The organism is Streptomyces sp. 142MFCol3.1 (assembly GCF_000424945.1).
Taxonomy (GTDB): domain Bacteria; phylum Actinomycetota; class Actinomycetes; order Streptomycetales; family Streptomycetaceae; genus Streptomyces; species Streptomyces siamensis.
The window spans coordinates 15,979-33,877 of sequence record NZ_AUKV01000045.1 but is presented as its reverse complement, the minus strand read 5'-3'; the positions used below and the strand labels follow the sequence as shown (position 1 = coordinate 33,877).

Genomic DNA, 17,899 nt, shown 5'->3' with positions numbered 1-17,899 from the left:
ATCGGGTGATGCGAGCATGTCGGTCATGGCTACACATGTGATCACCGGGGCGGGCTCCGGCATCGGCGCGGCCGTCGCCCGCCGCCTCCACGCGCGCGGGGACGAACTCGTGCTGCACGCGCGCGACGCCGGCCGCGCGAAGGAACTCGCGGCCGAGTTCCCCGGGGCCCGGACCCTGGTCGGCGACCTGGCGGACCCGGACAAGCTCTCCTGGGCGTTCTCGCACCAGACCCTGCCGGACCGCGTCGACTCGCTCCTGCACATCGCGGGCGTGGTCGACCTCGGCCCGGTGGGCGAACTCACCCCGAAGTCCTGGCGCCACCAGCTGAACGTCAATCTGATCGCCCCCGCCGAACTGACCCGGCACTTCCTGCCGCAACTCCGCGTCGCCCAGGGCCACGTGGTGTTCGTCAACTCCGGCGCCGGTCTCAACGCGCACGCCGACTGGTCCGCGTACGCCGCCTCCAAGCACGGGCTGAAGGCCCTGGCGGACTCCCTGCGCCACGAGGAGCACGTGAACGGCGTCCGGGTCACCTCCGTGTACCCCGGCCGCACGGCGAGCCCCATGCAGGCCAAGGTCCACCAGCAGGAGGGCAAGGAGTACGACGCCGCGAGGTGGATCGACCCCGAGTCCGTCGCGACCACGATCCTGATGGCCCTCGACCTGCCGAAGGACGCGGAGGTCAACGACCTGACGGTGCGTCCGGGACGCTGACGTTCCGTGCGGACGGTCCTCCGGTGCCGGCACCTTCGGCGGCCACGCCCCGGAGCGTTACGTACGCTTCCGGGGTGAGTGAAAACAGCGAGTTCAGGTTCGGTGGCGCCACCGGGGTCGGGTCCATGCCGGGCGGTGACGCCCGGGAGGCCGCGAAGACCGTCACCGGGTCCTTCGAGGACTTCCCGTTCCTTGCGGAACTGCCCGCGCGGGGACCCGGCGCGGACATGATCGGGCGGACCGCGGGGCTGCTGGTCGAGCTGTACGCGCGCGTGGAGCCGAGCGGCTGGCGGATCGGGGACCGGCCCGGACGGGACACCAAGCGGGCCAGGTCCTGGCTCGGCGAGGACCTCGACGCCCTGGAGGAGTTCACCCAGGGGTACGAGGGGCCGCTCAAGGTGCAGGCCGTCGGCCCCTGGACCCTCGCCGCCGCCCTGGAGTTGAGGAACGGCGAGGCAGCGCTCTCCGACCCGGGCGCGTGCCGTGACCTCGCCGGGTCGCTCGCCGAGGGCCTGCGGCTCCATCTCGACGAGGTGCGGCGGCGCGTCCCCGGCGCCCGGCTCGTCCTCCAGCTCGACGAGCCGTCACTCGTCGCCGTGCTGCGCGGGCAGGTCAGGACGGCCAGCGGCTACCGCACCCACCGTGCTGTCGACCGGCAGGTCGTCGAGGCCACGCTCCGGGACGTCGTCGGGGTTCACGGCGACGGGCCCGTCGTGGTCCACTCGTGCGCACCGGACGTGCCCTTCGCGCTGCTGCGCCGGGCGGGCGCGGCGGCCGTCTCCTTCGACCTCTCGCTCCTCACCGAGCGTGACGACGAGGCGATCGGCGAGGCGGTGGAAGGGGGCACGCGGCTCTTCGCCGGTGTCGTGCCGAGCGCGGATGCCCCGTTGTCGGACCCTGCCGGTAGCGTCATGGGTGTCAGGACGCTGTGGCGCAGGCTGGGGCTGCGACCGGGACTTCTCGCGGAATCGGTCACGGTCACTCCGACGTGCGGGCTCGCGGGGGCTTCCCCCGACTTCGCGCGCAAGGCGCTCGCCCACTGCGTCCGGGCGGCGAGATCCCTCGCGGACAACCCTGAGTAACGGGAGGACATACGGTGGCCGGCGAAAAGCACGCAGAGACCGCCTCGGCTTCGGATCCGGTGCCCGCCGAGGCACGGGAGAAGCACGCGCAGCTCGCTGAGCAGATCGAGGAGCACCGCTTCCGGTACTACGTGAAGGACGCTCCCGTCGTCAGCGACGCGGAGTTCGACGAACTGCTGCGCTCCCTGGAGGCGCTGGAGGAGGAGTATCCCGAGCTGCGGACCCCGGACTCGCCGACCCAGAAGGTCGCCGGGGCGTACGCGACGGAGTTCACCTCCGTCGAGCACCGCCAGCGCATGCTCTCGCTCGACAACGCCTTCTCCGACCTGGAGCTCGCCGCATGGGCCGAGCGCGTCGGCAAGGACGTGGGCACCTCCGTCCACCACTTCCTGTGCGAGCTGAAGGTCGACGGCCTCGCGGTGAACCTCACGTACGAGCGCGGCCGGCTCACCCGCGCGGCGACCCGCGGCGACGGCCGCACCGGTGAGGACATCACCCCCAATGTGCGGACGATCACGGACATTCCGGACCGGCTGCACGGCGACCGCGTCCCCGACCTCGTGGAGATCCGCGGCGAGGTCTACTTCCCGATGGAGAAGTTCGAGGAGCTGAACGCCCGTCTGGTGAAGGCCGGCGACAAGCCCTTCGCCAACCCCCGCAACGCGGCGGCGGGTTCACTGCGCCAGAAGGACCCGCGCGTCACCGCGACCCGCCCGCTGCACATGGTGGTGCACGGCATCGGCGCGCTGCAGGGCTTCGAGGGCCTCACCCGGCTGTCCGAGGCGTACACGCTGCTGCACGAGTGGGGCCTGCCGACCACGCGGTACGCGAAGGTGGTCGACGACCTCGACGGCGTACGGGAGTTCATCGCGTACTACGGAGAGAACCGCCACTCCGTGGAGCACGAGATCGACGGCGTGGTCGTCAAGCTCGACGAGATCCCCCTCCAGGGGCGGCTGGGCTCCACCTCGCGTGCGCCGCGCTGGGCGATCGCCTGGAAGTACGCGCCCGAGGAGGTCAACACCAAGCTGATCAACATCCGCGTCGGCGTCGGCCGCACCGGCCGCGTCACGCCGTACGCGCAGGTCGAGCCGGTCACCGTCGCCGGCTCCGAGGTCGAGTTCGCCACCCTGCACAACCAGGACGTGGTGAAGGCCAAGGGCGTCCTCATCGGGGACACGGTGGTGCTGCGCAAGGCGGGCGACGTCATCCCGGAGATCCTCGGCCCGGTCGTCGACCTGCGCGACGGCAGCGAGCGCGAGTTCGTGATGCCCGCCGAGTGCCCCGAGTGCGGCACGCCGCTGCGGCCCATGAAGGAGGGCGACGTCGACCTGCGCTGCCCGAACGCCCGTAGCTGCCCGGCCCAGTTGCGCGAGCGGCTCTTCTATCTCGCGGGCCGCAAGGCCCTGGACATCGAGCACTTCGGATATGTCGCCGCGGCGGCCCTGACCAAGCCGCTGGAGCCGGCGCACCCGCCGCTGGCGGACGAGGGAGACCTCTTCGACCTCACCGTCGAGCAGCTGCTGCCCATCAAGGCGTACGTCCTCGACCAGGACAGTGGTCTGCCCAAGCGCGATCCGAAGACGGGCGAGGAGAAGATCGCCACGGTCTTCGCCAACCAGCAGGGCGAGCCGAAGAAGAACGCGCTGGCGATGCTGGACAACATCGCCGCCGCCAAGGAGCGCCCCCTCGCACGCGTACTGACCGGTCTGTCGATCCGTCATGTCGGGCCGGTGGCGGCCGAGGCGCTGGCGCGCGAGTTCCGTTCCATCGACCGGATCGAGCAGGCGACCGAGGAGGAGCTCGCCACCACCGAGGGCGTCGGGCCGATCATCGCGGCCTCGCTCAAGGAGTGGTTCGCCGAGGACTGGCACCGCGAGATGCTCCGCAAGTGGCGGGCCGCCGGGGTCCGGACGGAGGAGGAGGGCTCCGGCGAGGACGAGGGGCCGCGCCCGCTCGAAGGGCTCACCGTCGTCGTCACCGGCACGCTCGAACACCACACGCGGGACGGTGCCAAGGAGGCACTGCAGAGCAGGGGAGCGAAAGTGACCGGTTCCGTCTCCAAGAAGACGTCGTTCGTCGTGGTGGGTGACAATCCGGGTTCGAAGTACGACAAGGCGATGCAACTGAAGGTCCCCGTTCTGAACGAGGAGGGCTTCGCCGTCCTTCTGGAGCAAGGACCCGAGGCCGCGGCGGAAGTTGCGCTTCCGATCGAGGAGTAGCGGTTGAAGACCACCCGTTCGGCGCATATCAGATGCATACGGGTGGCCAGGTCGCATTCGGGCAACCGTCGACGACCGCTGCCCGTGGAAGCCTTCTGCGGCCTACTGTTGAGGTGTGCACCTGCCGTGCCCAGCTGCGGTCGGGGCATCCCCTGCTCATCACGAGTGCCGGGGAAGGTTTTCAGACGCGCCGTTGGCAGTCGTGGCCGGCAACGGACCGCGTGGCGTGGGCACCGCCGGCTGTGAGAGGGACGGGAATGGAACCGACCGAGAGCGCCGCCCCGGACTCACGGCTGCGCCTGCGCCGGATGACCGGCGCGTGGATGGCCGGACTCCGGACGGGGCGGACCGAGGAGCGCGCCGGGCAGCGCGACTTCGGACCCCTCATGGCACCCGCGGCACCCGGCGTCGGTCCGCTCGACGCGGGGCGCGGCGACGGCCTGCCCGGTCACGATTCCGAACGGCACATCTCGTGGCCCGCGCTGCCCGCGGCGGTCGTCGCGGCGGCGGGCTTCTTCCTCGGAGCCGGTTTCTACCGGGCGTTCAGCGACAACCACGCGCTCTTCCCGTGCGGCACCGTCGGCTGGGCGCTCGCCCTGCTCACCGGCGTCATCGTCGGCCATCTGGTCGCCCTCGGCCGGGCCCGGTGGTGGGGCGGCACCGGCTCCGGCGCCGCGCTCACCCTCGCGGTCCTGCTGCTGTACGGCTGGGTGCCCGCCGGCATGGTCAGCCTGACCGTCGTGGTCCTGGTCGGCGCCGCACGGCGCAACCGCTGGCGGCAGGGAGTCCTGCACGGCGCGGTCGACATCCTCGGCATCGGGGCGGGTGCGCTGGTCCTCGCCGTGTTCGGACGTTTCCCGAGCGTCGAGACGCCGTGGGACCCGAGGACCTGGACGCTCTACGCGGCGCCCGAAGTGGTGCTCGTCGCGGCCGCCTACCTCGCCGTCACCCGGGCCCTGCTCTGGTACCTGCATGCGCCGCGCACCGGCGGTCTGCCCACCGTCGCGCGCACCGCCCTGGTCAGACAGGGGCTCGTCGCCGTCGCGCTCCTCGGGATCGCGCCGCTGGTCTGCGTGGTCGCCGTCGCGCTGCCGATCCTGCTGCCGCTCTTCGCGATCCCGCTGATCGCCCTCGACTCCACGCTGTGGATCGCCCGTGCCCGGGCGGAGGAGCAACTGCGCGACCCGCTGACGGGGCTGCCCAACCGGCAGTGGCTGCTGGAGCGGACCTGGACGGCCCTGGACGACGCCGAGCGCATCGGTGCGCGTTCCGCCCTGATGCTGATCGACCTCGACCGTTTCCGGTCGGTGAACGACACGTTGGGGCATCTCGCGGGGGACCGGCTGCTCCTCCAGATAGCGGACCGGCTGCGTCTGGCGCTGCCGCGCGGGGCGGAGGCCGCGCGGCTGGGCGGCGACGAGTTCGCGGTGTTACTGCCGGTCGCCGACTCCACGACGTCGGCCACCCGGGTCGCGCGCAACCTCGTTGCCGCGCTCGGCTCCCCGCTCGATCTCGACGGCCTCACCCTCGTGCTGGAGGCCAGCGCCGGCCTCGCCGTCTTCCCCGACCACGCGCTCGACGCGGAGGGGCTGCTGCGGCGGGCGGACGTCGCCATGTACCAGGCGAAGCGGGACCGCACGGGCGTCGAGGTGTACGAGTCCAAGCGCGACTCCAACACCCCGGACCGGCTCGGCCTGCTCGGCGACCTGCGCCGGGCCCTCGACGCCGGCGACGTCGAACTGCACTACCAGCCCAAGGTCCGCTTCAACGGCCAGGTGGCCGGACTGGAGGCACTGGTCCGCTGGGTGCACCCCGAGCGAGGGAGGGTTCCGCCGGACGAGTTCATCGCCATCGCCGAGTCCTCCGGACTGATGCCCCATCTCACCGAGTACGTGCTGGAGACGGCGCTCGGACAGGTCGCGCGGTGGCGGGCGCAGGGGCTGCACGTACCGGTCGCGGTGAACGTATCGCCGCGCGATGTGCACACCCCCGGCTTCGCCGGCGCGGTCGCCGCCCGGCTCGCCCGGCACGGCGTCCCGGCAGGAGCGCTCCAGCTGGAGATAACCGAGCACGTGCTCCTGGAGGACCCGCAGCGCGCCGCCGACACCCTCGCGGGGCTGACCGGCCACGGCGTGAAGATGTCGCTGGACGACTTCGGCACCGGATACTCCTCGCTCGTGCACCTCAGGCGCCTGCCGGTGAGCGAACTGAAGATCGACCGCTCCTTCGTGGCCCGGCTCGCGGTGGACGCCGAGGACGCGGAGATCGTGCGCTGCACGGTCGACCTGGCGCACTCGCTGGGCCTCCTCGTGGTCGCGGAAGGCGTCGAGGACGACGAGACCTGGGAGCGCCTGCGCGACCTCGGCTGCGACGCCGTACAGGGCTGGCTGGTCGCGGCCGCGATGCCCGCCGACGAGGCGACGGCCTGGCTGCGGGCCCGCGGCAGCCGCGGCTGGCAGCGCCCGAAGGCGGCCCTGCCGGCGTCCACCGCGGACGACCCGGGCCGGATCGTGTAAGCCCAGCCCTCGCCGACCCGCCCGTCCGGCCGAGCGGAGCCGGGCCGCGCGGCCCCGCCGACGGCACCCCGGCAGCGACCTGAGCGGCCCCGGCCGGAGACAGGTTCGGCAGCTCCGCCGACGGCGCCCCCGGCCACTTGAGCGGCCTCGGGCCGACTCCGGGCCGGGTGGCCGGGCCCGCGGCGACGGCGGTCGGTTCTGATGACCTCGGCGGGCCCGGCCGGGCGGCTCTGCCGATGCCGCCCGCGGCGATCCGAGCCGCCTCAGGTTGCCCCGGGCCGGTTGCTCCGTCCGCGTCGACCGCGGCGGGGAGCGGTCCCGGCGACGGTCCCGGCGACCTCCGCCGGGCCGCTCGGGGGCGGCTTCACCGACGGTGCCCGCGGCGTCGGGAGCGGCCTTCGGCAGCCGCGGGCCGGGTGGCCCCGGCCCGAGCGATCCCGGTCGGACCCGGTGACGTCGGCCCGCCCCGGACCGGCTCCTGGGGCCGCCGAGGATCGGCCCCAGGTCAGTCCGACGCGGTGAAGTGGGCGGTCAGCAGGGCCAGTCGGCGGTCGTGGGCGCCCTCCGGGAGGCGACCGCTGCGCATCAGGGTGGTCAGACCGTGCAGCCCGGCCCAGTACGTCTCCGTGAGCAGGCCGGGATCCTCGCCGTCGGCCGCGACGGGCTCGACGGCCTGGAGCAACTCGCCGAACGCCGCGTGCAGTGCCGAGGGCGCCTTTGGCGTGGCGAAAGGCAGGTCCACGGTGTGCGTGAACATCGCGTCGTACAGCGCGGGCCGCCGCCGCGCGAACGCCGTGTACGCCTCACCCACCGCCGCGAGGGCCGCCCGTGTCCCCCCGGCCGCCGTGCGCGCCTTCCGCAGCTCCTCCGCCATCTCGGCGAAGCCCTCCACGGCGACCGCCGCCATGATGGCGTCCTTGCCCTTGAAGTGGCTGTAGAGGACGGGCTGGCTGTATTCGATCTCGGCGGCCAGCCGCCGCGTGGTGACCGCCTCCCAGCCCTCGGCCTCCGCCAGTTCCCGTGCGGCCGTGACGATCAGCCGCTCTCGCTCCGCCCGCTCGCGCTCCCGGCGCGTCTGAATCGACATGACCAGAATTCTAGCACCGCTAGCGTTCATGTCGTCGCTCTGCTAGCTTCGCTCTTGACAATAGCGTTGCTAGCAAGGAGAGTCGGAATGACCGTCACCGCGTACACGCTCGCCGTCGTCCTCGACTTGTTCGTGCTGTTCATCGGGGCTCGATTCCTGTTCCAGCCGCGGGCCGCCGCCGCCGGCTACGGCGTCCCCGCCAAGCCCGACGGTGACGCGGCCTACCTCACGATCAAGGGCCTGAGGGACGCCGCCCTCGGCGTCATGGGCCTGGCCCTGCTGGCCTTCGCCGGTGCCCGGGCGGAGGCGTGGTTCATGCTCCTGGTCGCGATCGTGCCGCTCGGTGACACGCTGATAGTGCTGCGGCACGGCGGTACCAAGGCCGTCGCGTACGGCATCCACTTCGCCACCGCCGCCGTCGTCCTCGTCAGTGCCGGTCTGCTCTTCGCCGTCTGATCGCCTCCGACATCCACAGGGAGCCCCGACATGTCGCTGATCGTTCCGACGTTCGACTCGACCGTGATCGTCCGCGAGGCGGAGGCCGAAGTGGTGGGCCGGGCGCCCACCACCGTGCGGCTGCTGGCCGACAGCAGCGCCACGGGCGGGGCGCTGTCCACCCAGCGCGTCACCCTCACGAGCGGCGCCGACGGCGCCCACCCCCACTGGCACGCCAAGTCCGCGGAGATGTTCTTCGTCCTCGACGGCCGCGCCGAACTCCTGTCGGGCGAGGAGGTCGTCGCCGCCGAACGCGGCGACCTGGTCGTCGTCCCGCCGGGCGTACCGCACGCCTTCGCCGCCGCGCCCGGAGCCGACGCCGACCTCCTCGTCGTGATCACCCCGGGTGTGGAGCGCTTCGAGTACTTCCGCCACCTGGGGCGCGTGGCCCTCCAGGAGGCCGCCCCGGAGAGTCTGCTGGACGTGCAGGAGCTCTACGACAACCACTTTCTGCGCAGCCGGGCATGGGACGGCCGCCGCTGAGGGGACCCGGCAGGGGAAACCGTTTCACGGGCACCGGGCCCGGCACCCTAGGATTGGCCCCAAACCACACACACTCACCCCAGAGGAACGCTGCATGCCTGGCATCACGCGCGAGGAGGTCGCCCACCTCGCCCGGCTGGCGCGTCTGGAGCTGAAGCCCGAAGAGCTCGATCACTTCGCGGGACAGCTGGACGACATCATCGGCGCGGTCGCCCGCGTCAGTGAGGTCGCCGACCAAGACGTACCGCCGACCTCTCATCCGCTGCCGCTGACGAACGTCATGCGCGCGGACGAGGTCCGTCCGTCGCTCACCCCCGAGCAGGCGCTGTCCGGCGCCCCGGCCCAGGAGCAGCAGCGTTTCAAGGTGCCGCAGATCCTGGGGGAGGACTAATCACCATGACGGACACCAACGTCAACATCATCAAGCTCACCGCGGCCGAGATCGCCGAGAAGATCGCGGCCGGCGAGCTCACCGCCGTCGAGGTCACCGAGGCCCACCTGGCGCGCATCGAGGCCGTCGACGAGAAGGTGCACGCCTTCCTGCACGTCGATCGCGAGGGCGCCCTCGCCCAGGCTCGTGCAGTCGACGCGAAGCGGGAGCGCGGCGAGGAGCTCGGCCCGCTGGCCGGCGTACCGCTCGCGCTCAAGGACATCTTCACCACCGAGGGTGTTCCGACGACCGTCGGTTCGAAGATCCTCGAAGGCTGGATCCCGCCGTACGACGCGACGCTCACCAAGCGGCTGAAGGCCGCCGACGTCGTCATCCTCGGCAAGACCAACATGGACGAGTTCGCCATGGGGTCGTCGACCGAGAACAGCGCCTACGGGCCGACCGGCAACCCCTGGGACCTCACCAAGATCCCCGGCGGCTCCGGCGGCGGCTCCTCCGCAGCCCTCGCCTCCTTCCAGTCGCCCCTGGCGATCGGCACGGACACCGGCGGCTCCATCCGCCAGCCCGCGGCCGTCACCGGCACGGTCGGCGTCAAGCCGACCTACGGCGCCGTCTCCCGCTTCGGCATGGTGGCGTTCTCGTCCTCCCTCGACCAGGGGGGTCCCTGCGCCCGCACGGTCCTGGACGCGGCCCTCCTGCACGAGGTCATCGCCGGGCACGACCCGCTCGACTCGACCTCCATCGACGCGCCGGTCCCGCCGGTCGTCGAGGCCGCCCGCAACGGCAGCGTGGCGGGCATGCGCGTCGGCGTCGTCAAGCAGTTCCGCGGCGAGGGCTACCAGGCCGGCGTCATCCAGCGGTTCGACGAGTCCGTCGAGCTGCTCAAGGAGCTGGGCGCGGAGATCGTCGAGCTGGACTGCCCGTCCTTCGACCTCGCTCTTTCGGCGTACTACCTGATCGCCCCGTCCGAGTGCTCGTCCAACCTCGCCCGCTTCGACGGTCTGCGCTACGGCCTCCGTACGGGCGACGACGGCACCCGCTCGGCCGAGGACGTCACCGCCCTCACCCGCGAGGCCGGCTTCGGTGCCGAGGTCAAGCGCCGCGTCATGCTCGGCACGTACGCGCTCAGCTCCGGCTACTACGACGCGTACTACGGCAGTGCCCAGAAGGTCCGCACGCTCATCACGCGCGACTTCGAGAAGGCCTTCGAGCAGGTCGACGTCATCGTCTCGCCGACCACGCCGACCACCGCCTTCGCGATCGGCGAGCGTGCCGACGACCCGATGGCGATGTACCTGGCGGACCTCTGCACCATCCCGACCAACCTGGCGGGCAACGCCGCCATGTCGCTGCCCTGCGGTCTCGCGCCGGAGGACAACCTGCCCGTCGGTCTCCAGATCATCGCTCCGGCGCTGAAGGACGACCGGCTGTACAAGGTCGGCGCCGCCGTCGAGGCCGCCTTCGTGGAAAAGTGGGGGCACCCGCTGATCGAGGAGGCTCCGTCGCTGTGAGTGCACTGAACAAGGCCAAGGGCTTCAAGAAGTCGAAGTCCGGCACGTATCTGTCGATGGCCGGGACCGCGTTCGGCGCGTTCGGGGTCGCCAAGCAGATCAAGAAGGCCCGCGCCGAGCACGACACGCTGCGGCTCATCGACGCCACGGTGTCCGCCGTCGCGATCGCCACCGGTCTCGCCATCCTGTACCGCGAGCTGAAGCGGCTGGGCGACGACGACGTCCTGCTGGGCTGAGAGGGAAGTTTCACCGTGACCACCACGACCGACCTGGTGTCGTACGAGGACGCGCTGGCGTCGTACGACCCCGTCATGGGCCTCGAGGTCCATGTCGAACTCGGCACCAAGACCAAGATGTTCTGCGGGTGCTCGACCGAGCTGGGCGCCGAGCCCAACTCGCAGACCTGCCCGACCTGCCTCGGCATGCCCGGCGCACTCCCGGTCGTCAACGCGACCGGAGTCGAGTCCGCCGTCAAGATCGGCCTCGCGCTGCACTGCGAGATCGCCGAGTGGTGCCGCTTCGCCCGGAAGAACTACTTCTATCCGGACATGCCGAAGAACTTCCAGACCTCCCAGTACGACGAGCCGATCGCCTTCAACGGCTACCTCGACGTGCAGTTGGAGGACGGCGAGGTCTTCCGCGTGGAGATCGAGCGCGCCCACATGGAGGAGGACACCGGCAAGTCGACGCACGTCGGCGGCGCCACCGGCCGCATCCACGGCGCCTCGCACTCCCTGCTCGACTACAACCGTGCGGGCATCCCCCTCATCGAGATCGTCACCAAGCCGATCGAGGGCGCGGGCGAGCGGGCTCCCGAGGTCGCCAAGGCCTACGTCGCCGAACTGCGCGAGCTCATCCGGGCGCTCGGTGTGTCGGAGGCCCGCATGGAGATGGGGCAGATGCGCTGCGACGTGAACCTGTCGCTGCGTCCGCACGGCCGCGAGAAGTTCGGCACGCGCTCCGAGACGAAGAACGTGAACTCGCTGCGCTCCGTGGAGCGTGCCGCCCGCTTCGAGATCCAGCGCCACGCCGCGGTGCTGAACTCCGGCGGCACGATCATCCAGGAGACCCGCCACTTCCACGAGGACACCGGGTCCACGACCTCGGGCCGCGTGAAGGAGGAGGCCGAGGACTACCGGTACTTCCCGGAGCCCGACCTCGTCCCCGTCGCCCCGTCCCGTGAGTGGGTCGAGGAACTGCGCGCCGGTCTGCCCGAGCAGCCGCTGGCCCGCCGCAACCGGCTGCGCGAGGAGTGGGGCATCAGCGCCCACGACATGCAGTCGATCCTCAACGCCGGTGCCATCGACCCGATCGTCGCCACGATCGAGGCCGGTGCCGACGCCACGTCCGCCCGCAAGTGGTGGATGGGTGAACTGGCCCGCAGCGCTAACGAGTCGGGCAAGGCCCTGGAGGACCTGCCGATCACCCCGGCGCAGGTCGCCCGCGTGACCGCCCTGGTCACCGAGGGCTCCCTCAACGACAAGCTGGCCCGCCAGGTCATCGAGGGCGTGCTCGCCGGCGAGGGCGAGCCCGACGAGGTCGTCGAGAAGCGCGGCCTGAAGGTCGTCTCGGACGAGGGCGCGCTCACCACCGCCGTCGACGAGGCCATCGCCGGGAACCCGGGCATCGCCGACAAGATCCGTGGCGGCAAGGTCCAGGCCGCGGGCGCGCTCGTCGGCGCGGTCATGAAGGCCACGCGCGGCCAGGCCGACGCGGCCCGCGTCAAGGAGCTCATCCTGGAGAAGCTGGGCGTCAGCGAGGGCTGAGCCCGTCCTTTTCAGAACCCCAGGGGGGTGCATCGGTTCCGATGCACCCCCCTGGGCATGCGCGCACCTTCTCAGGGACACGCGCTACGCTCCCGCGCCATGAGCGGAAGCAGTGACTCCGAGATACATGACGTGGAGCCCGGAGACGTCGAGGACCCGGCGTACGAGGTGCGGCGGGCCCGCTGGACGGCGGTCTGCGCCGGAGCGCTGTTGACCGTCGCAGGGCTGGCCGCCTCGGCGCTGCGCTCCACCGGCTCCGCGCCCGCGCTCATACCGGTCTCGTACGCCTCGGGTGCCGCTCTGTGCGCGATCGCCTCGGTTCTCGGTTCTCGTGGTCGCACGCGGCGGGCGTTGTGGCTGATGGTCGCCGGGGTGATGGTCATGGCCGTGGGAGACCAGTTCGACTGAGCGACGCCTCGCGGGGTGACAGAGGTGGCTCGCCCTCTCGTGAGGAGCCCCGCGAACGGGGCGGACGATCACTACCGGCTGCAAGGGCCGGGCACCTCGCCGAGGTCGTCGGCGTGGCGCATCAGCATCGAGCCGCCCGAGTGCCGCGCCGCCCATGAGAGGCTGGTCCAGGTGGTGGAGGCCGACGTGGCGGACGTACTGGAGAAGGAGCGGCAGCGGGATGTACGCGATATCCCTGGGTGACGACGGAGCGGAGCTGCGGCCCCTGGAGCCCTGGCACGCCGAGGAGTTCTTCACGCACATGGAGCGTGGCCGCGACTACATCGGCCGCCATGTGTCGCTCCCGGACCACGTGACGGACCTCGACTCCGCGCGGAACTACCTCCAGCTGTACGCGGACAAGCGCGCCGCCGACAGCGGCAGCCTGCACGGGATCTGGCTGGACGGAAAACTCGTCGGCGGACTGCTCTTCCGGATCTTCGACACCGCCATGGGCACCTGCGAGGCCGGCTGCTGGCTGGAGCCCGCCGCGGCCGGCCGCGGACTCGTCACCCGCGGCATGCGCATCCTCATCGACTGGGCCGTCGACGAGCGCGGCATGCACCGCGTGGAGTGGATCGCCCCGAGCGCGAACACCCCCAGCCTGAACGTCGCCCGGCGGCTCGGCATGACCCGGGACGGCGTACTGCGACAGAGCTACGTCTACCGCGACGCGCGCCACGACATGGAGGTCTGGTCCGTCCTCGCGCCGGAATGGCGTGCCGCACGCGCGCGTGCCGCTCACGACGATCGTTAAGAGACTTCTCAGACAGCGTCCGTACGGTGCGGGGCATGGGTACCAAGACAGTTGACGAAGCCGGGACCGACACCGGCACAGGGGCCACGAGCGACGAGAAGACCGTGGACGTCACCAAGGAGGACGTCGCCGAGGCGGACGACAGCGTCATCGACGAGGCGACGCCGACCGGGGCCGGCACCGGCGACACGGCCGAGGCAGGCGACACCACCGGCGACGACACGACCGGGGACGACGTCCCGGGCGACGGCGAGGGAGCCACCGGCGTGGGCCAGGGCGCGGCAGCCGTCGTGTCCGCCGGGCTCGGCGTGGTCTCGCTCACCGGCAGCTGGGTCGCCACCGTCGCCGCCGCCCGCGAGACGCTCGTCGGCCAGCTCCAGACCTCCTCCTCCGCCAGCGTCGCCAAGCAGGTCAAAGAGGTCTACGGCGACGCCTGGGCGGCGACCGCCCTGGTGGGCGGCCTGTTCGCGCTGGCCGCACTGATCGTCGGTGTCGTCGTGCTCGCCCGCCCCGCCTTCGGTGCGCCCGGCAGGCCGCAGGCCGCCTGGATCAAGTCGGTCGCCTGGGCGGGCGTCTCGCTCGGCGTCATCGGCCTCGTGCTCGCGGTGGCCAAGTACTCCGACATCCTGCTCGGACTGCCCTCCACCGGCTGACGCACTCCGTCCGTCCCGTACGTCTGAGGGGCCTTAGGGCCGGCGCCGGTCATCCGCGTCCGTCCTAAGGCCCCTCACGCGCGCAAGATGCGGAACTCTCCCGATGTGGCGCACCCCCCTGGGAGACGAAGGTTGAGGCATCGCGAACAAGCGAGACCGAAACCGGCTCTTCACGAGGGACACGAGATGTTCGAGTACGAGCTTCACCAGATCCGTTCCGCAGAGCTCATCCGCGAGGCCGAGAACCACCGGCTCGTCCGTGAGGCGCGCCGCGTCCGCCGGGCCGGCCGCGACGCCGCCGCGCGTGAGGCAGGACGCAACGAGAACGAGGGACATAGCAACCACCCCCGCAGGCACCGGTTCGCACGCGTCGCGTGAACGCCGGGGCACGGGCGGGCGGCCGTACCGGGGGCGGCCGCCCGCCGCGGAACACGACAGGGAACCTCCCCGGCGAGGCGCCGACCGAGAAGGTCGGCGCCTTCGTCCGTACGGCCCCCGCCACAGGCGCCGGCGCCGCGGACGCCGTCGCGATATCCGGTGCCGCACTGTCGGACCCCTGTGCGATGCTCGGGCCTGTGGAGACCAGGTCCGTCAGCCCGGTGTTCGTCGGACGCACCGACGAGATGGGGGAGTTGAACGACGCGCTCGCCCGCGCCGCCGCGGGCGAGCCGCAGGCGCTGCTGCTCGGCGGCGAGGCGGGTGTCGGAAAGACCCGCCTGCTGGAGGAGTTCGCCGCGGCGGCCACGCGCGCAGGCGCCGTCTTCGCCTGCGGCGGCTGCGTGGAGATCGGCGCCGACGGTCTCCCCTTCGCGCCGTTCTCCACCGCCCTGCGCGCCCTGCGCCGGCAGCTCCCCGACGAGCTCGCGGCCGCGGCGGCCGGACAGGAGGAGGAACTGGCCCGGCTCCTGCCGGAGCTCGGCGAGACCTCCGGCCGCCGGTACGAAGAGGAGGGCATGGCCCGCCTGTTCGAACTCACCGCTCGTCTCCTGGAGCGTGTCGCAGCCGACCGCACCGTCGTCGTCGCCCTCGAAGACCTGCACTGGGCCGACGCCTCCACCCGTCACCTCCTCGCCTACCTCTTCCGCACGCTGCGCAGCGGCCGTCTCGTCGTCGTCGCCAGCTATCGTGCCGACGACATCCACCGCCGCCACCCACTGCGCCCCCTCCTCGCCGAACTGGACCGGTTGCGCACCGTCCGCCGCATCGAACTGAGCCGCCTCAGCCGCGCCGAGGTCGGCCGCCAAATCGCCGGGATCCTCGCCCACGAACCCGACCCGGCCCAGGTCGACGACATCTTCGGCCGCTCCGACGGCAACGCCTTCTTCGTCGAGGAACTCGCCGTCGCCGCGCACGAGGGCTGTCCCACCGGGCTCACGGACTCCCTGCGCGACCTGCTCCTCGTCCGGGTCGAGGGCCTGCCCGAAAGCGCCCAGCGCGTCACCCGGATCGTCGCCGAGGGCGGCTCCACCGTCGAGTACCCGCTGCTCGCCGCCGTGGCAGGGCTCGCCGAGGACGACCTCATCGAGGCACTGCGCGCCTGCGTGGGCGCCAACATCCTGCTCGCCTCACCCGGCGGCGACGGCTACCGCTTCCGCCACTCCCTGGTCCGCGAGGCCGTCAGCGACGACCTGCTGCCCGGCGAGCGTTCCCGCTTCAACCGCCGGTACGCCGAGGCCCTGGAGGCCGACCCGGCGCTCGTACCGGCCGACGAGCGCGTCACCCGCCTGGCCAGCTACTGGTACCACGCCCACGACGCGGCCAAGGCCCTCCCCGCCGTCCTCGACGCCTCCGTCCAGGCCCGCCGCCGCCACGCCCCCTCCGAGCAACTGCGGCTCCTGGAGCGGGCCATGGAGCTGTGGGACGTCACCCCGGACACCGTCCGCGCCGAACTGCGGCCCGTCGACTACGTGGAGGTCTACCCGCCCTGCGGCTGCGACCCCGCCACCACACCCCTGCGCTACCTCGACCTGATGGCCGAGGCCGCCGTCGCGGGCCGGCTCTGCGGGGAGCGCGAGCGCGCCCTGAAGATCACCAAGCGCGCGCTGCACCTCCTGGAGGACGAGGCCGCACCGTCCCCGAACTCCCAGCCGGGCACGGCCAAGGGAGACCCCCTGCGCGCCGCCTGGTTCTGGATCCAGCGCTCCCGCCTCATCCAGGCACAGGCCCGCGGCGACGGCTGGACGGAACTCGCCACCGCCCAGGACCTGGTCCGCGGCCTCCCGCCGTCCGAGGTGCACGCCGAGGTCCTGTCGAACGTCGCCGCCTGGAGCATGCTCCACGAGCCGGGCCCCGGCGCCGTCTTTGCCGCCGAGCGCGCCGTGGAGTACGCGCGCATGGTGGGCGCCCGCGACATCGAGCTGAACGCGCGGCTCACCCTCGGCGGACTCATGGTCGACTCGGGCGACGTCGAGGCGGGGCTCGAGGAGCTGTACGAGGTCAGGGAGCAGGTGGTCCGGCAGGACGTCTTCCTCGTGATGGGCCGCGTGCACATCAACCTGCCCTCCCACCTGGAGTCGGTCGGCCGCTCCCGGGAAGCCGTCCGGATCCTCCGCGAGGGCGCCGAACTCGCGCGGAAGCACGGGCTGCTGGACACCGAGGCCTGGATCTGGGGGAACCTCTCCGAGTCGCTCGGCTCCCTCGGTCACTGGGACGAGGCCACCGAAGCGGCACGGAACGCGCTGGGCATCGGGCTCAGCGGCAAGCCGTCCGGCGTCGGCGCCTCCCGGCTCGCACCCCTCGCCCTCGCCCGCGGGGACCTCGCCGAGGCCGGACGCCAACTGGCGGCCGCCGGCAACCACTTCGGGACCCATGACATCCAGCCGCAGCACGCCCTGCCACTGCTGCGCACCACCCTCGGCGTCGCCGCGGCGAAGGGCCGTCTCCTCGACGCCCGCGCCGTCCTGGAACAGGCCCTGGACTGCGGCTTCCCGCCCGGCACCCAGCGTTACGCCTGGCCGCTGTTGCTCGCCGCCGCCACCGCGGAGGCGGACGCCAGGGGGCTGCCCCTCGCCGAAGCGGGCCGCGCCGACACCGTGGAACGCGTCCGCACCATGGCGAAGCGGCTGGCCACGGGCGCGCCCGTGTGGCTCGCCCACGAGGCCTGGGTGCGCGCCGAACTCCGGCGCGCCGAAGGGATCACCGCCCCGGACGACTGGTCCGAGGTCGTCACCGCCTTCGAAGTCCTGGAGCGCCCCTACGACCTCGCCCGGGTCCGGTACCGCCTCGCCGAGGCCCTCCTGGTCTCGGGCGCCGAGGAGGACGACCGCGCCCGCGCCACCGAACTGCTGCGGCTGGCCGGGGCGGCGGCCGATCACCTCGGCGCGCGTCCGCTCGCCGACGCCGTCGCACTGCTCGCCCAGCGGGCCCGGCTGACCCTGACCGCCGCCCCCGCACCGGACGCTTCAGCCCCCAAGGACCCGGCGCTGGCGCTCGGCCTCACCAGCCGCGAGCGCGACGTGCTGCGCCTCGTGGCCGCCGGCCGCAGCAACCGGCAGATCGCCGAGGAGCTGTTCATCTCCCCGAAGACGGCCAGCGTCCATGTCTCGAACATTCTGGCCAAGCTGGACGTCTCAGGGCGGGGGGAGGCCGCTGCGCTCGCACACCGGCTGCGGCTCTTTCCCCCACAGGCCCCGGCCGCCAGGGCGACGGGCTGAGAGCTACCTTTGATCTCGGCCGGTGCTCCTCCCTTCAGCGCGGGGGTGAAGGCCATGTCGGAACTGCTCCGACAGCGCTGTTCGCACGGGTCCGCAGTGGTGTCATCGGGCCCCGGGCGCT

The 17,899-nt window shown here is 72.2% G+C and carries 17 protein-coding genes; 16 read left to right on the top strand and 1 reads right to left on the bottom strand.

Annotation, left to right across the window (positions count from 1 at the left end):
• The first annotated feature begins 16 nt into the window (after nucleotides 1-16).
• The 4 genes from H305_RS0139300 (at nucleotide 17) to H305_RS0139285 (ending at nucleotide 6,535) form a co-directional block, all read left to right on the top strand.
• Entirely contained in the window at nucleotides 17-715 is a 699-nt protein-coding gene (locus H305_RS0139300) for an SDR family oxidoreductase (protein ID WP_028805289.1), read from the top strand.
• Between the two features lie 74 nt (nucleotides 716-789).
• On the top strand, nucleotides 790-1,797 hold the full coding sequence (locus H305_RS0139295; protein ID WP_028805288.1) for a methionine synthase: 1,008 nt from the start codon (nucleotides 790-792) through the stop codon (nucleotides 1,795-1,797).
• 14 nt (nucleotides 1,798-1,811) lie between these two features.
• On the top strand, nucleotides 1,812-4,019 hold the full coding sequence (gene ligA / locus H305_RS0139290; RefSeq protein WP_028805287.1) for an NAD-dependent DNA ligase LigA: 2,208 nt from the start codon (nucleotides 1,812-1,814) through the stop codon (nucleotides 4,017-4,019).
• Between the two features lie 257 nt (nucleotides 4,020-4,276).
• Complete coding sequence (locus tag H305_RS0139285; protein WP_028805286.1) at nucleotides 4,277-6,535, top strand: putative bifunctional diguanylate cyclase/phosphodiesterase; 2,259 nt, start codon at nucleotides 4,277-4,279, stop codon at nucleotides 6,533-6,535.
• A gap of 505 nt (nucleotides 6,536-7,040) precedes the next feature.
• Here H305_RS0139285 and H305_RS0139280 read toward each other — a convergent pair.
• On the bottom strand, nucleotides 7,041-7,622 hold the full coding sequence (locus H305_RS0139280; RefSeq protein WP_028805285.1) for a TetR/AcrR family transcriptional regulator: 582 nt from the start codon (nucleotides 7,620-7,622) through the stop codon (nucleotides 7,041-7,043).
• Nucleotides 7,623-7,709: 87 nt separating this feature from the next.
• Here H305_RS0139280 and H305_RS0139275 point away from each other — a divergent pair, with 87 nt between their 5' ends.
• The 12 genes from H305_RS0139275 to H305_RS48365 all read left to right on the top strand — a co-directional run bounded on the left by H305_RS0139275 (nucleotide 7,710) and on the right by H305_RS48365 (nucleotide 17,778).
• A complete protein-coding gene (locus H305_RS0139275; protein WP_028805284.1) occupies nucleotides 7,710-8,078 on the top strand; it encodes a DUF4267 domain-containing protein in 369 nt (122 codons plus the stop codon).
• A gap of 30 nt (nucleotides 8,079-8,108) precedes the next feature.
• On the top strand, nucleotides 8,109-8,600 hold the full coding sequence (locus H305_RS0139270; protein WP_028805283.1) for a cupin domain-containing protein: 492 nt from the start codon (nucleotides 8,109-8,111) through the stop codon (nucleotides 8,598-8,600).
• Between the two features lie 94 nt (nucleotides 8,601-8,694).
• Nucleotides 8,695-8,991: an Asp-tRNA(Asn)/Glu-tRNA(Gln) amidotransferase subunit GatC gene (gene gatC / locus H305_RS0139265; protein ID WP_018531282.1), complete on the top strand. Its 297-nt coding sequence runs from the start codon at nucleotides 8,695-8,697 to the stop codon at nucleotides 8,989-8,991.
• Between the two features lie 5 nt (nucleotides 8,992-8,996).
• Entirely contained in the window at nucleotides 8,997-10,502 is a 1,506-nt protein-coding gene (gene gatA / locus H305_RS0139260; RefSeq protein WP_028805282.1) for an Asp-tRNA(Asn)/Glu-tRNA(Gln) amidotransferase subunit GatA, read from the top strand.
• The gene (locus H305_RS0139255) at nucleotides 10,499-10,738 is read left to right on the top strand and encodes a hypothetical protein (RefSeq protein ID WP_028805281.1); all 240 of its coding nucleotides are present in this window, start codon (nucleotides 10,499-10,501) and stop codon (nucleotides 10,736-10,738) included. The genes gatA and H305_RS0139255 overlap by 4 nt, the downstream gene beginning before the upstream one ends.
• A 15-nt stretch (nucleotides 10,739-10,753) precedes the next feature.
• Nucleotides 10,754-12,268, top strand: coding sequence for an Asp-tRNA(Asn)/Glu-tRNA(Gln) amidotransferase subunit GatB (gene gatB, locus H305_RS0139250; protein ID WP_028805280.1), 1,515 nt, complete (start codon nucleotides 10,754-10,756; stop codon nucleotides 12,266-12,268).
• A gap of 99 nt (nucleotides 12,269-12,367) precedes the next feature.
• Nucleotides 12,368-12,676: a hypothetical protein gene (locus H305_RS0139245; RefSeq protein WP_028805279.1), complete on the top strand. Its 309-nt coding sequence runs from the start codon at nucleotides 12,368-12,370 to the stop codon at nucleotides 12,674-12,676.
• Between the two features lie 39 nt (nucleotides 12,677-12,715).
• Nucleotides 12,716-12,919, top strand: coding sequence for a hypothetical protein (locus H305_RS0139240; RefSeq protein ID WP_028805278.1), 204 nt, complete (start codon nucleotides 12,716-12,718; stop codon nucleotides 12,917-12,919).
• Entirely contained in the window at nucleotides 12,897-13,472 is a 576-nt protein-coding gene (locus tag H305_RS0139235) for a GNAT family N-acetyltransferase (RefSeq protein WP_028805277.1), read from the top strand. Before H305_RS0139240 ends, H305_RS0139235 begins: the two co-directional genes overlap by 23 nt.
• 35 nt (nucleotides 13,473-13,507) lie before the next feature.
• A complete protein-coding gene (locus H305_RS0139230; RefSeq protein ID WP_028805276.1) occupies nucleotides 13,508-14,125 on the top strand; it encodes a hypothetical protein in 618 nt (205 codons plus the stop codon).
• A gap of 186 nt (nucleotides 14,126-14,311) precedes the next feature.
• Complete coding sequence (locus tag H305_RS0139225; RefSeq protein WP_028805275.1) at nucleotides 14,312-14,503, top strand: hypothetical protein; 192 nt, start codon at nucleotides 14,312-14,314, stop codon at nucleotides 14,501-14,503.
• Nucleotides 14,504-14,688: 185 nt separating this feature from the next.
• Nucleotides 14,689-17,778, top strand: coding sequence for a helix-turn-helix transcriptional regulator (locus H305_RS48365; RefSeq protein WP_037766809.1), 3,090 nt, complete (start codon nucleotides 14,689-14,691; stop codon nucleotides 17,776-17,778).
• The last annotated feature ends 121 nt before the right edge of the window (nucleotides 17,779-17,899 follow it).